Origin of the sequence: Paraburkholderia sp. BL18I3N2, from assembly GCF_003001875.1 — a bacterium.
GTDB lineage: Bacteria > Pseudomonadota > Gammaproteobacteria > Burkholderiales > Burkholderiaceae > Paraburkholderia > Paraburkholderia phytofirmans.
The window spans coordinates 983,545-995,877 of the sequence record NZ_PVNC01000001.1 but is presented as its reverse complement, the minus strand read 5'-3'; the positions used below and the strand labels follow the sequence as shown (position 1 = coordinate 995,877).

General features: G+C 62.1%; 13 protein-coding genes. 7 read left to right on the top strand and 6 right to left on the bottom strand.

Going from position 1 to position 12,333, the window contains the following annotated elements:
- Positions 1-56 precede the first annotated feature (56 nt).
- The 7 genes from B0G75_RS04555 to flhC all read left to right on the top strand — a co-directional run bounded on the left by B0G75_RS04555 (position 57) and on the right by flhC (position 5,203).
- Positions 57-428, top strand: a complete 372-nt coding sequence (locus tag B0G75_RS04555; protein ID WP_106301003.1) for a type II toxin-antitoxin system RelE/ParE family toxin — start codon at positions 57-59, stop codon at positions 426-428.
- Positions 425-727 carry an addiction module antidote protein gene (locus B0G75_RS04550; RefSeq protein WP_106301000.1) on the top strand — a complete coding sequence of 101 codons (303 nt, stop codon included), beginning with the start codon at positions 425-427 and terminating at the stop codon, positions 725-727. Before B0G75_RS04555 ends, B0G75_RS04550 begins: the two co-directional genes overlap by 4 nt.
- A 167-nt stretch (positions 728-894) precedes the next feature.
- Entirely contained in the window at positions 895-1,761 is an 867-nt protein-coding gene (locus B0G75_RS04545) for a helix-turn-helix domain-containing protein (RefSeq protein ID WP_106300997.1), read from the top strand.
- Between the two features lie 73 nt (positions 1,762-1,834).
- Positions 1,835-2,374 carry a GNAT family N-acetyltransferase gene (locus B0G75_RS04540; RefSeq protein ID WP_106300994.1) on the top strand — a complete coding sequence of 180 codons (540 nt, stop codon included), beginning with the start codon at positions 1,835-1,837 and terminating at the stop codon, positions 2,372-2,374.
- 168 nt (positions 2,375-2,542) lie between these two features.
- Positions 2,543-3,766, top strand: coding sequence for a YeeE/YedE family protein (locus B0G75_RS04535; protein ID WP_106300991.1), 1,224 nt, complete (start codon positions 2,543-2,545; stop codon positions 3,764-3,766).
- A 532-nt stretch (positions 3,767-4,298) separates the two neighbouring features.
- A complete protein-coding gene (gene flhD / locus B0G75_RS04530; protein ID WP_007177882.1) occupies positions 4,299-4,619 on the top strand; it encodes a flagellar transcriptional regulator FlhD in 321 nt (106 codons plus the stop codon).
- 14 nt (positions 4,620-4,633) lie between these two features.
- Positions 4,634-5,203 carry a flagellar transcriptional regulator FlhC gene (gene flhC / locus B0G75_RS04525; RefSeq protein WP_007177883.1) on the top strand — a complete coding sequence of 190 codons (570 nt, stop codon included), beginning with the start codon at positions 4,634-4,636 and terminating at the stop codon, positions 5,201-5,203.
- A gap of 139 nt (positions 5,204-5,342) precedes the next feature.
- Here flhC and B0G75_RS04520 read toward each other — a convergent pair whose 3' ends face one another.
- The 6 genes from B0G75_RS04520 to B0G75_RS04495 all read right to left on the bottom strand — a co-directional run bounded on the left by B0G75_RS04520 (position 5,343) and on the right by B0G75_RS04495 (position 12,208).
- On the bottom strand, positions 5,343-6,671 hold the full coding sequence (locus B0G75_RS04520) for an Nramp family divalent metal transporter (RefSeq protein ID WP_106300988.1): 1,329 nt from the start codon (positions 6,669-6,671) through the stop codon (positions 5,343-5,345).
- Between the two features lie 60 nt (positions 6,672-6,731).
- On the bottom strand, positions 6,732-7,934 hold the full coding sequence (locus tag B0G75_RS04515) for an acyl-CoA dehydrogenase family protein (RefSeq protein WP_181309160.1): 1,203 nt from the start codon (positions 7,932-7,934) through the stop codon (positions 6,732-6,734).
- Between the two features lie 156 nt (positions 7,935-8,090).
- Positions 8,091-8,747 (bottom strand): methionine ABC transporter permease, encoded by a 657-nt coding sequence (locus B0G75_RS04510; protein ID WP_106300985.1) that lies wholly within the window; start codon positions 8,745-8,747, stop codon positions 8,091-8,093.
- On the bottom strand, positions 8,740-9,900 hold the full coding sequence (locus B0G75_RS04505) for a methionine ABC transporter ATP-binding protein (RefSeq protein ID WP_106300982.1): 1,161 nt from the start codon (positions 9,898-9,900) through the stop codon (positions 8,740-8,742). The genes B0G75_RS04510 and B0G75_RS04505 overlap by 8 nt, the downstream gene beginning before the upstream one ends.
- An 18-nt stretch (positions 9,901-9,918) precedes the next feature.
- A complete protein-coding gene (locus tag B0G75_RS04500; RefSeq protein ID WP_106300979.1) occupies positions 9,919-11,325 on the bottom strand; it encodes an LLM class flavin-dependent oxidoreductase in 1,407 nt (468 codons plus the stop codon).
- Between the two features lie 43 nt (positions 11,326-11,368).
- Positions 11,369-12,208: a MetQ/NlpA family ABC transporter substrate-binding protein gene (locus tag B0G75_RS04495; protein WP_106300976.1), complete on the bottom strand. Its 840-nt coding sequence runs from the start codon at positions 12,206-12,208 to the stop codon at positions 11,369-11,371.
- Positions 12,209-12,333 lie beyond the last annotated feature (125 nt).

The window sequence follows — 12,333 nt, the reverse complement described above, 5'->3', positions numbered from 1 at the left end:
TCGCGCGCGGCACACGACGTACTCGACAATCACGGACACGGGGGGCCTTTTTCAATATGGTTTTCACACTTGCAAGATCGTATCCACAAGGATACACTGCTCAGCAGATCAGTTCACCGCCTGTGTACGAAGTCAACCGCACCGAGCAATTCGACGCATGGCTTGCACGGCTCGCGGATTTACGAGCGAGGGCAAAAATACTCGTGCGGATCCGGCGTGCGGAACGTGGGCATTTCGGCGACGTGAAATTGCTGGAAGACGGTGTATCCGAGATGCGCATCGACTGCGGCCCGGGCTATCGGGTCTATTTCGCGCGTGAAGGGCGCATGGTGTATCTGCTTCTCTGTGGTGGCGCCAAGGCCGCCCAGCCGGCTGATATCAAGCATGCCAAAACAATGTGGGCAGCAATCAGAAAGGAACTGTCATGAGCAAAATCAAAACCGCGCGGTTCGACGCGTCGGACTACCTCGATAGCGAGGAAGCGATTGCTGAGTATCTCAACGCAGCGCTTGAAGACGGCGACTCCGACGTGCTGCTTGCCGCCATCGCCGACATCGCCAAAGCGCGCGGCATCGCCAAGGTTGCGGCAGACGCCGGACTCGGGCGCGAAAGCCTGTACAAAACGCTCGCGCCCGGATCCAAGCCGCGTATGGACACGGTGCTCAAGCTGCTGCGCGCGCTCGGCGTCAGACTCAACGTGGTGCCGGAAGGCGTGGCGGCAGCCTGAGTCGCATTGCCGCTTGTGGCGACTTCACAGGGCCCGTCAGCATGTTGGATGAGCTGGGCGGTCAGGACTGTTTCCGGGGTTTCGTAGGCCTGGCCGGGCGTATTCCGGGGTATTCCATTACCTCTCAGGTAATGGATGGCTAGCGCGGTTTGACTATCATCGGTGGCATGAACACACTCTCTCTTGCGCAAACCGTCCCGTCGCATGCATCGGCGGCCAGCCGCACGGTCGGCGATCTGCTGCGTGAATGGCGCCAGCGGCGAAGAATGAGCCAGTTGCTGCTCGCAGCCGAAGCCGATATTTCGACCCGGCATCTGAGCTTCGTCGAATCGGGTCGCGCGGTGCCGAGCCGGGAAATGGTCATGCATCTTGCCGAACGGCTCGACGTACCGCTGCGCGCACGCAATGCACTGCTGGTCGCGGCCGGTTATGCGCCGCTGTTCCGCGAGCGTCCGCTATCGGATCCGCAACTGGCCGCCGCGCGCGAGGCCGTCGAGTTGGTGCTGAAGGGACACGAGCCCTACCCGGCGCTCGCCATCGACCGGCACTGGACCATCATTGCCGCGAACAACGCGCTCGCGCCTCTGCTGACCGGCGCCAGTCCGGAACTGCTGAAGCCGCCGGTCAATGCGCTGCGCCTGAGCTTGCATCCGGAGGGCATTGCGGCGTCGATCGTCAATTGGCACGCCTGGCGCGAGCACATTCTGGCTCGGCTGCAGCGGCAAATCGACGTGAGTGGCGACAGCACACTGAGCGCGCTGCGCGACGAACTGGCCGCCTACCCGGCGCCGCCGAACGCGGAAGCGGGCGGCCACGACAATGCCGCCGTCAATCAGATCGCGGTGCCGCTGCGGCTGCGCACGCCGATCGGCGTGCTGTCGTTTTTCAGCACGACCACGGTCTTCGGCACACCGATCGACGTGACGCTCTCCGAGCTCGCCATCGAAGCGTTCTTTCCGGCCGATCAGCAAACTGCGGCCGCACTGCGCGAATTCGGCGAGAGCCAGCGCGCCGAGGCGGCCCGCGAACCTTAGCCTGATGGTGGAAGACGAGGCACACTGCCGCGTTAAACCCATGTCCTTTCACTCGCCAGATTGACGCGGAGAAATGCACTTGAACGACAACGCCGTACTCGTACGCCAACTCGGTCCCGACGACCGCGACGACTATTTCCGGCTTCGCCTGCGTGGACTGAGGGCGCATCCGGATTCGTTCGGCCAGAGTTACGAGGAAGCGCTCGCCAAAGGTCCGTCACAACACGACTCGATGCTGAAGGGCTCACGTGCGGCGGAAGGCGATTTTCTGCTCGGCGCTTACGCATCGGCCGGAACGCCGTTGATCGGCGTGGTCGGCCTGATCCGCAATCCGAGCGACAAGCAGCGGCATAAAGCCGCCCTGATCGGCATGTACGTCGCGCCGGAAGCGGCGGGTCGCGGCGTCGGGCGCGCGCTACTCAACGAATTGCTGGCGCGGGCCTCGCGCGTGGAGGGTTTGCGGCAAATCCAGTTGCACGTCGGCAGCCGTAACGAAGCGGCGCGGAAACTGTATGAGTCGCTTGGCTTTCGCAAATTTGGCTGCGAGGTCGGCGCGCTGAATGTCGGCGGCGTGTTCCATGATGCGGATCTAATGGCGCTGTTTATCCAATAGATACTGGCGCGGCGAACGTCGCGCCCCGTCACCCTCATTCAACCACCGTGCCGCAGCACGCGATCCGTGCTACTTTTTTGACTGCCTTGTCGCCACAGCCGCCCCGAAAATGGTTCTCCAACCGCCCTCAGGTTGCTCTCGACCCATCGCTTGTCAGTCAACTCACACATGTCCGACCTCTCCACTTCGCTTCCGCGCGTGCCGCGCCGTTTCGATATCAATCCGAAACCGCTCAGCGCCGCGCTCGTTCTTATCGCGCTCGGCGCGGTTTATCTGGCGCAGACCGTCAGCGGCCGCCAGGCGGCGCTCTATCTCGTCGGCGCGCTGCTCGGCATGTCGCTGTACCACGCGGCGTTCGGCTTCACTTCGGCATGGCGGGTTTTTATCGCCGACGGCCGCGGCGCCGGCCTGCGCGCCCAGATGCTGATGCTCGCGCTCGGCGTGTTGCTCTTCTTCCCGGCACTGCAAGCCGGCACGCTGTTCGGCCATCCGGTGGTCGGACTTGTCGCGCCGGCGGGCACGTCAGTACTGGTCGGGGCCTTCATGTTCGGCATCGGCATGCAACTGGGCGGCGGCTGTGCGTCCGGCACGTTGTACACCGTGGGTGGCGGCAGCACCCGCATGATCGTTACGCTGGCGGCGTTCGTTATCGGCTCGGTCGTGGCAACCGCGCACATGCCGTTCTGGACCGCATTGCCGTCGCTCAAACCGCTCTCGATGGTGACCGCACTCGGCGCGGGCTGGGCCATCGCGCTGAACCTGGTCGTGTTCGCCGCCATCGCGGCACTCACCGTTCTGATCGAACGGCGCCGTCACGGCCAACTGGTCAACGAACCGCCGCGCCAGCCGCATACGTCGCCGTGGCTGCATGGTCCGTGGCCGCTGTTTGTCGGTGCGATCGCGCTGGCTCCGCTCAACTTCGCGACGCTGGCACTCTCGGGGCGTCCGTGGGGCGTGACGTCCGCGTTCGCGCTCTGGGGCGCCAAGCTCTTTGCCGTGCTCGGCATCGATGTGGCCGATTGGCCGTATTGGGCCGCTCACGCCAATGCGAACTCCCTCGCCGCCCCTGTTACACATGACGTCACCTCGGTGATGGATATCGGCATCATCCTGGGCGCAATGTCAGCCGCCGCGCTGGCCGGACGTTACGCGCCCGTGTGGAAAGTGCCGGCGCGCTCGCTGATCGCGGCAGTGGTCGGCGGCCTGATGCTGGGCTACGGAGCCCGCCTAGCCTACGGTTGTAACATCGGCGCCTACTTCAGCGGCATCGTGTCAGGCAGCTTGCACGGCTGGCTGTGGCTGGCCGCTGCTTTCGCCGGAAACGTACTGGGCACGCGCCTGCGGCCGGCCTTCGGCCTCGAAGTCGAATGCGTTCGATCCACCGGCTGCTAGATGTTACGTAGGACGTTACAAATGCGGCCTAGTTTGTAACCGGGGCCGCACCAAGCTGTTACACCTCTGTTGCGTCCCCATTGCAGTGCCTAATACCGGTATTTATTACTTTATATCGCACTCGCTTTCTATTTCCTTTCCGAGCCAGGCGGGAATTACCGATTCGCAACCGCCCCATCTGCTTTCCTCAGACAAACTAGCAAAACACCCGTAATACAAGGGTTTCCATGGATCAGACAAACGTCCCCGATAGCGGAAAATCCGCCTTGCATCGTCTATTACACGACTGTGAAAGAGTTACCGAAATTTGATGTATCTTTTTGAGATATTTTTTGAGAAGGGATTGATTTCTTGTTTTACCCTTCATACAATTCGTCCCAAGCTGTTACGAAATGTAACGCGATGTATCAAAAGGTCGCTATCTGTATCAGGTGGTGACCCGTAGCCGGAGGACAACGTTTCCGGCGAGGCACAAAAGACATAACGGCAAAAAATGCCGACATAGTAATTCGGGGCTTCGGAAAAAACAGAAATGGACCGTAGCAGCGAGACGCTGGATTCTATCCGCGAGATTAACTTGTCTTACATCATGCTTGCGCAACGTATGTTGCGTGAGGACAAACCGGTCGGCATGTTCCGGCTGGGACTGTCGTCGGAACTGGCTGATTTGCTTGCCGGGCTGTCGCTCGCGCAGATCGTCAAGCTGGCCGCTTCCGATCAGCTTTTGTGCTTCTTCCGCTTCAACGACCACTCGATGTTGTCGGCGTTGACGCAAACGACGAAGCACACCGCAGTGGCACCGACTCACGCGGCGATCCTGCTTGCAGGCCAGCCGGCTGAACAGTTCGCTTAATCGAGGTGACTGCGATGCTCAAGCGTAGCCTGACGGAAGACGCACAGGAAGTATTCCGCGCCATTGCACTGATCGAACTGGGCGCACGCATGCAAGTGCTCGAGAGTGAATTGACGCTCTCGCGCGACCGCATGATCCGCCTGTATCGCGAGGTCAAGGGCGTGTCGCCGCCCAAGGGCATGCTGCCGTTTTCGGCGGACTGGTACATGACGTGGCTCGCGAACATCCACGCGTCGCTGTTCTACAACACGTACCTGTTTCTGAAGAACGAAGCGCGCTGCTCGCATCTGGACGCGCTGACCAAAGGGTATCGGCTGTATCTGGAACATTGCCAGCACAGCGAAACCGAACCCGTGCTGGACTTGACGCGTGCGTGGACGCTGGTGCGTTTCTTCGACGCCGACATTCTGCAATTGACCAAATGTTGCCGTTGCACCGGCAAGTTCGTGGCGCACAAACACGATCTGCAGCACAACGTGGTGTGTGGCGCCTGCCAGCCGCCGTCGCGTGCCGGCAAGACCAAGAAAGCCGCGGCCGCCCGACAGGAAGCGCTCGAAGCAGCACAGATCGCGCAAGCTGCCTGAGTGGAGCGCCGCTGACTCGATGAGGGCAGGTCCAGCCCGATTCGAACCGAAGCCTTGATTAGAAAGTCCGCCTGCGAGCGGACTTTTTTTCGTCCCATTCGCGCCGTCGCCTGCATAAGGCGCACGGCGAAAAGCCAGATCAGCCGGCCAGTCCCACCGTCTGCACCACCAGCCACAGGTTCGCCGCGCTGATCACCACGAACAGCGTCCACGAAACGAACCGCGTCAGCAGCGTGTTGGCGAATTCACCCATCAATGCACGGTCGCTGGTCATGCGGATCAGCGGATAAAGCGCGAACGGCAATTGCAGGCTCAGCACGACCTGGCTTGCGACCAGCAGCTTGCCGACCGCACCGTTACCCATCATCTGCACGCCGATCAGGGCGGGGATCAAGGCCAGCGCCCGAGTGATGAAGCGCCGCTGCCAGCATGGAATCTTCAGCTTCAGGAAGCCTTCCATGATGACCTGCCCCGCCACGGTGCCGGTGAAGGTCGAGCTTTGTCCCGAGGCGAGCAGGGTCACCGCGAACAACACCGCTGCGAAGCCGGTGCCGACGATCGGCGCGAGCAGCTTGTAAGCGTCTTCGATATCGGTGACCTGATTGTGGCCGGTGGCATGGAACGCCGCGGCGGCAAGAATCAGGATCGCCATGTTGATCAATAGCGCGAACACCAGCGAGCCGATCGTGTCGATGCGCGACATGCCGATCGCCGAGCGGATGCTGGCGGGGTCGCGCTTCACTGCGCGCGTCTGCACGATCGACGAATGCAGATAGAGGTTATGCGGCATGACCGTCGCGCCGAGAATGCCGATCGCCAGATACATGGGTTCGCGCGAGCTCAAAGCCTGCCACGACGGAATCAGCCCCTGCGCGACCGACGGCCAATGCGGCTGCACCAGCGCGAGCTCGATGATGTATCCCACGCCGATGGTCGCGATCAAGCCGAGCATGATCGCTTCGAGATCGCGGAAATTCTTGCCCTTCAGGCCGAGCACGATCAGCGTATCGAACGCAGTCAGCAGGACGCCGGTGGTCAGCGAACATTTAAATAGCAGATGGAAGGCGAGCGCGCCGCCGAGCACTTCGGCCAGATCGCAGGCCACGATCGACAGCTCCGCGAGCAGCCATTGAAAGCGCGCCACTGCCGGCGAATAACGATCTCTCGACAACGTCGCGAGATCGCGTCCGGTCGCGATGCCGAGGCGCATGCTCAGGCATTGCAGCGCCATCGCCGCAAGACTCGACAGCATGACGACGAACAGCAGACTGTAGCCATAGCGCGATCCGGCTTCGATGTCAGTGGCCCAGTTGCCCGGGTCCATATAGCCGATCGAGATCAGCAGGCCGGGGCCCGCGAATTGCAGGATCTTCTTCCAGAAAGGCGCGCCCGGCGAGACCGCCACTGAGCCTTGCACTTCGGATGGGCAAAACGGCGCCGTTGCGGTGGTCGGTAGTTTGAACTGCAATCCGGAAATCTCTCGAAGGGGATAAAACGCGGCGCCTCGTGCGGGCCGCCGCGAACCGCCTCAAGTGTACAAAGAAACTTCCGGCAACGCGCCGGTCAGCGCGTATCGGCCGACGTCGCGCACGCGATAGTCGAGCGGATCATGCAGCGTATGCACGCGGGCATTGCGCCAGAAACGATCGAGCGCGAGCGGCGCGTGCGTCGCGCGGGCGCCACAGACGTCGAACAGTTTTTCGCTGACGTCGAGCGCGGCGCGATGCGCGACGATTTTCGCCTCCGACGTGGCGAGCGCAACCTGCGCGCGGGTTTCCGCGCAAAGCGACGAACCTTGTTGCCATGCGTCTTCCAGCAGCCAGGCCGCACGCGTCGCCAGCGCTTCGGCGCTCACCGCCTGCAGCCGCATTTCGCCGAAACGCTGGATCAGGTAGGGATCGTCAGTGGCCTTGTCGACGCCGGAATAGATCCACGCCTTGCCGTTCCGCGTGACGTAGGCGCGCGCTTCGTCGAGCGCGCCCTGGGCAATGCCCACGAACAGATTGGTCAGCACCTGCTGCGAGATCAGCGTGCGCAAACTTGCATACGGTGTGTCGGGTCGCACCATCACTTCATCGGGTTCGACCTTGACCCGCGTGAAGGACACACTGCCGCTGTCGGTCTGCCGCTGGCCGATCGGGTTCCAGTCTTCGTGAACGGTGATGCCTTCACGCGTCGTCGGCACGACGCCGAAGACCGGTTTGCCGGTGAGCGGATCGTGCGCGGAGACCGTCATCATCTGCGAGCCGCGTGTGCCGGAGCAGAAGCCCTTCTGGCCGTCGAGCAGATAGCCGCCGTCATCGGTTGCGCTTGCAACGAGCCGGGTGTCGAGCGGATTGACGGCGTTGCCCCACCACCATCGTCCTTCGACGGTGCCGCTCAGATAGCGGGCACGTTGTTCCGGATTGCCCCATACATTGACGCTGACCACCTGCAGACAGGTGAAGCCCAGCAAATGCGCGAGCGCGCTGTCCACTTGCGCGATCTTGCGGATCGTCTCATAGATGTCGGGCCAGCGCGCGCCGAGGCCGCCGAATTCGCGCGGCACCGCGAGCGTGAGCAGCCCCGCGTCGGCGATCCATTGTTTTTCCTGCGCGGCGTGGCCGCCGTCGATATCGCGCTGTGCGGCACTGGCGCGCAGCGCGTCGAGCAAACCCGCGAGATCGCGCACCTCGGACGCAGCGAATGCCCGAGGCGTTTGCAACGCATCGGCGTGACGAGGATCGTTCATGCAGTTTCCACTTGAAGAATTGTTCGGCGAGCGGCGCCAGACGGAGCGCCTACGGCTGAGCTCGATGCCGTAGCTAGCATGATAGGCGGCGATTCGCGCGCGGCAAATGTGAGCCGCTATTTCTTCATGCAAATAGCGGCCTCACGGTCAATACGATCACACCCGTTGCGCAAGCCGCCGCACGAACCGGTCGCCGACGAACTGCACCGCCGTGACGATCGCGATCAGCAGCACGATCACTGTCACCATCACCGTCGTGTCGAAACGCTGGTAGCCGTAACGGATCGCCAGATCGCCAAGGCCGCCGGCGCCGACCGCGCCCGCCATCGCCGAGGAACCGATCATCGCCACCACGGTAATCGTGAAGCCGCCGAGAATGCCCGGCAGCGCCTCGGGCAACAGCACATGCCAGATGATGTGGCGGCGCTGCGCGCCCATGGCCTGTGCGGCTTCGATCAAACCGCGGTCCACTTCGCGCAGGCTCACTTCGGCCACACGCGCAAAAAACGGAATCGCCGCGATACTCAGCGGCACGATCGCGGCCCATACGCCGATCGTCGTGCCGATCAGCAAACGCGTGAGCGGCAGCAACGCTACCAGCAGAATGATGAAGGGCGTGGAACGGAACGCGTTGACGAGCGCGCCGAGCGCGCTGTTCACCGCGCGCTTTTCAAAGATGCCGCCGCGCGTCGTCGTGACCAGCACCAGCGCCAGAGGAATGCCGATTAGCGCCGCGAAGAATGCGGACACGCCGACCATGACGATGGTGTCGCGAATCGCGTCGGCGAGTTCGGAAAGCCACAACTCAGACATAGCCCAATACCTCGACATGATTGGCATAGCGACGCGCGCTGTCGAGCAGCGCCGCGATCTGCTTCTGCACTGTGTTGCCATCGTCCGCGCGCACTTGCGCCGACACCACGAGGCGCCCTTGCGCATGCCCCTGAATCCGGTCGATGCCGCCATGCACGAAACTCACCCGGCCGCCATCGACACTCAACGCCGACGCAAGACCACCGAGATCGGGCTCACGCCCATCGACGCCGGTGAAACGCACGTCCAGCAGAATCTGCGCGTCCGCTTGCGCGATGTCGTGCAGCGGCTTGATCCGTTGCGCGAGATCAATCGGCAAGTCATGCACCAACGTGCGCAACAACGCGCGCGTCGCATCATGTTGCGGATCGCCAAACACGCGCCACACGGCACCGGTCTCCACCACTTCGCCGCGCTCAATCACCGCAACCGTATCGCAGACCTCGCGAATCACCTGCATTTCGTGCGTGATCAATACGATCGTCAAATTCAGACGTTGATTGATATCGCGCAGCAGCGCGAGAATGGCTTGCGTCGTTTCGGGATCCAGTGCGGAGGTGGCCTCGTCGCACAGCAGAATGTCCGGGTCGGTGACCAACGCGCGCGCAATGCCGACGCGCTGTTTCTGGCCGCCGGACAAGCTCGCCGGATACGCGTCGCGTTTGGCGGACAGACCCACTAATTCCAGTAGCGCATCGACTTCCTTGTCGATCGCCGCTTTCGGCACGCCGGCAATTTTCAGTGGCAACGCAATGTTCTCGCGCACTGTCTTCGCCGAAAGCAGATTGAAGTGCTGAAACACCATGCCGATGCGCCGGCGCAATGCCACGAGTCCGCGCTCGTCGAGTTCGCCGACACTCACGCCATTCACGCGCACCGCGCCCGAACTCGGTTTTTCCAGACCGTTGACGAGCCGCAACAGCGTCGACTTGCCGGCTCCGCTGCGGCCGATAATGCCGAACACTTCACCACGTGCCACATTCAACGTGACGTTGGCGAGCGCCTCGGTCGACACGCCGCGGGCGTCGGCGAACACTTTGCCGACGTCGTCGAATATCACGGCGGGCTGCGTCGCTGTTGCATGCGAATCAGGATTGACGGCGAGAGACGGCGCGTCTTCGATGAATTGCGGCACGTCGAAAAGATTGGTCATGGTTTTGCTCCTCTTTTTCTACGCTTCCGCCGCGACCGGCGCAGCGGCCTGCACGCGCCGGCGATGCTGCGCGCCCACATGCACGTCCGGCAGCCGGGCACGCCCGCCGCCGAACAGTTTCTCGCGCAGCGTCGGCGCGGGATCGTAATCTTCCTTGTAGACGCCGCGATTCTGCAATTCCGGCACCACCAGATTCACAAAATCTTCGAACGATTCAGGCATCACCGTGCGCGTCAGATTGAAGCCGTCGACGCCCGCTTCCTCGATCCACGACACCAGTTCGTCCGCGATCTGCTGCGGCGAGCCGACCACCGGCTTGGCGCGGCCGCCGAGCGTCATCTGTTCGAGCACTTTGCGTTTGGTCCACACACCGCTTACGCTCTTTTTCGAAATCGCCTCGACGGCCGATTGCATCGACTCGGTCTTCACGTAGGAGATCGGTTCGTCCAGTTCGTATTGCGAGAAGTCGATGCCGGTCGAACTGGAGAAATGCGCGATGCCGCCTTCGGCGCTCGCATAACGGCGGTATTCCTCGAATTTCTCCTGCGCGGCCCGTTCGGTTTCGCCGACTACAACGGTGATGCCCGCGAAGATCTTGATGTCGTCCGGCGCGCGGCCAAAGCTCACCGCGCGCGCACGGATGTCGTCGACAATAGAGCGCGTCAATTGCTTGTTCTGGCCGCCGACGAACACGCATTCCGCGTGACGTGCCGCGAAATCGACGCCGCGGCTGGACGATCCCGCCTGGTACAACACCGGCGTGCGTTGCGGCGACGGCTCGCTGAGATGAATCGCGTCGATCGAATAGTACGGACCGTCGTGCTTCACGCGATGCACCTTGTCCGGATGCGAGAAGATGCGCGCCGCGCGGTCGCGCACCACCGCGTCGTCTTCCCAGCTCTGCTCCCACAGCTTGTAGACCACGTCCATGTAATCGTCGGCGCGGTCGTAGCGGTCGTCGTGGCTGATCTGCTGCGCGAGGCCCATGCCGCGCGCCGCGCTGTCCAGATAGCCCGTCACGATGTTCCAGCCCACCCGGCCTTTGGTCAAATGATCCAGCGTCGACATGCGACGCGCGAACAGATACGGCGGCTCGTAAGTCAGATTCGACGTGACGCCGAAGCCGATGTGTTTGGTCACGTGCGCCATCGCGGGCACGATCAGCGATGGATCGTTGATCGGAATCTGCACCGATTCGCGCAGCGGCGTCTCCGGGCCACCTTGATAAACGTCGTACACGCCGACGATATCCGCGAGAAAGATCCCGTCGAACTTGCCGCGTTCCAGCGTTTGCGCAAGATTCGTCCAATAGTCGAGGTCGGTGTAATGCGCCGAACGGTCGCGTGGGTGCGTCCACAACCCGTGATTGATGTGGCCGACCGCATTCATGTTGAACGCGTTCAGCAGGATCTTTTTCTTCGCCATCGTGCGGCTCCTTGGGCTTTCCAGTTTCGGCTAAGCGCGCGGGTTACCACGCGACGGCGTAGAGATTGCCGAAGGCTTTGTCGAGCGCGGCGCGCACTGCCGGCGAATGCTGATAGATCGCAATGAACTTGCGGATACGCGGATCGTTCGCACTTTCCGGACGCACGACCCATTGAATCGCGTAGTTCTTGTTGTCCAGGCCGTCGAACAGCAGCGCGCTATTCGGATCGGTGGTGCCGGCGAGCTTGATGAAACTCGGGTAACCCTGTGCGAGATCGACGTCGTCGAGCGAACGCGCCAGTTGCGATGCTTCCAGCTGCACGATCTTCAGATGCTTCGGGTTGTCGATGATGTCGAGCGTCGTCGCGCGATAGTCGATGCCCGGCTTCAGCTTGATGAGGCCGGCGCGCTGCAGCAACAGCAAACCGCGTCCGCCGTTGACCGGGTCGTTGGCGATCGCGACCGTGGCGCCGTCTTTCAATTCGTCGAAGCGTTTGATCTTCTTCGAGTACAGACCGATCTTCATGATCGTGCCCGGCGCGATTGCGACGAAGTTATAGCCGCCTTGCTTCTTCGCATTCTCGAGAAACGGAATGTGCTGGAAGTAGTTGACGTCGATGTCCTTGTTGGCGAGCGCCGCGTTCGGCGTGTTCCAGTCCGTGAACTCGATGATCTTCACGTCGAGGCCTTGCTCTTTCGCTTCGCCCGCGGCAATTTTGAGCGCTTCGATTTGCGGACTGGTTGCGGTGCCGATCTTCAGCGTGGGCGAGTCGGCCGCCGAAGCGGGCGCGGCCTGCAACGCGAGCGCGAGACCGAACGCGCTGATGAGCGAGACAGCCGGCGTGTGGAAAAAGCGCTGCACGGTGGACAGAAAAATGCGCATGGTGAACTCGTCAGTTTCGGGCGTGGTTTGATAAGGCGAGCCGATCCCGCGGCATGCTTTGAGGCGTCTACGAAGGGATCAGCTTTGAGACGCAATCAGGCTTGCCGGATAGGTCGGGCAACGGA

Excerpts from the sequence above, each read along its gene's own strand:
- B0G75_RS04535 (WP_106300991.1), top strand. The coding sequence starts at position 2,543 with ATGTCCGACCTCTCCACTTCGCTTCCGCGCGTGCCGCGCCGTTTCGAT.
- B0G75_RS04505 (WP_106300982.1), bottom strand. The coding sequence starts at position 9,900 with ATGACCAATCTTTTCGACGTGCCGCAATTCATCGAAGACGCGCCGTCT.
- B0G75_RS04550 (WP_106301000.1), top strand. The coding sequence starts at position 425 with ATGAGCAAAATCAAAACCGCGCGGTTCGACGCGTCGGACTACCTCGAT.
- B0G75_RS04540 (WP_106300994.1), top strand. The coding sequence starts at position 1,835 with ATGCACTTGAACGACAACGCCGTACTCGTACGCCAACTCGGTCCCGAC.
- flhC (WP_007177883.1), top strand. The coding sequence starts at position 4,634 with ATGCTCAAGCGTAGCCTGACGGAAGACGCACAGGAAGTATTCCGCGCC.
- B0G75_RS04555 (WP_106301003.1), top strand. The coding sequence starts at position 57 with ATGGTTTTCACACTTGCAAGATCGTATCCACAAGGATACACTGCTCAG.
- flhD (WP_007177882.1), top strand. The coding sequence starts at position 4,299 with ATGGACCGTAGCAGCGAGACGCTGGATTCTATCCGCGAGATTAACTTG.
- B0G75_RS04500 (WP_106300979.1), bottom strand. The coding sequence starts at position 11,325 with ATGGCGAAGAAAAAGATCCTGCTGAACGCGTTCAACATGAATGCGGTC.
- B0G75_RS04515 (WP_181309160.1), bottom strand. The coding sequence starts at position 7,934 with ATGAACGATCCTCGTCACGCCGATGCGTTGCAAACGCCTCGGGCATTC.
- B0G75_RS04545 (WP_106300997.1), top strand. The coding sequence starts at position 895 with ATGAACACACTCTCTCTTGCGCAAACCGTCCCGTCGCATGCATCGGCG.
- B0G75_RS04495 (WP_106300976.1), bottom strand. The coding sequence starts at position 12,208 with ATGCGCATTTTTCTGTCCACCGTGCAGCGCTTTTTCCACACGCCGGCT.
- B0G75_RS04510 (WP_106300985.1), bottom strand. The coding sequence starts at position 8,747 with ATGTCTGAGTTGTGGCTTTCCGAACTCGCCGACGCGATTCGCGACACC.